Below are 359 nucleotides of genomic sequence, written 5' to 3' on the forward strand. Positions count from 1 at the left end.
ACGATGATCAGCCGGTCGAAGAACTCGTCGAGAGTACGGACCTGGGCGCCGAGCGAGGTCATTTCGGTCACGTATTCACGGGTGGGTCCGTCGTGCCAGGCGGTGTGCTGGTAGAGCGTCCGCACCTCCACCCCACGGTCGAGGAGCTCGGCGGTCTGCTGACGGATCTGCTCGAGCGTGGCCTTGGGCCGGCCGCCCCCCGGCTGGGCGGTGAACAGCTCCGAGGTGCTCTGCTGCACACTCTCGTTGACGATGGCGCTGATCGCGGCCTTGCCCTGGATGCGGACGATGGACTCGCTGCCCTGCGGTCCCGCGGTGTGCCGGGAGTCGACGATGAGGGGTCGCAGCAGGTCCGTGAG

The 359-nt window shown here is 68.0% G+C and carries 1 protein-coding gene; it reads right to left on the minus strand.

Going from position 1 to position 359, the window contains the following annotated elements:
* A partial coding sequence (locus AC1DYK_RS36370) for a hypothetical protein (protein WP_478170685.1) occupies positions 1-359 on the minus strand: 359 nt, incomplete at both ends.

It is taken from the genome of Variovorax sp. P2_H12 (genome assembly GCF_056403395.1).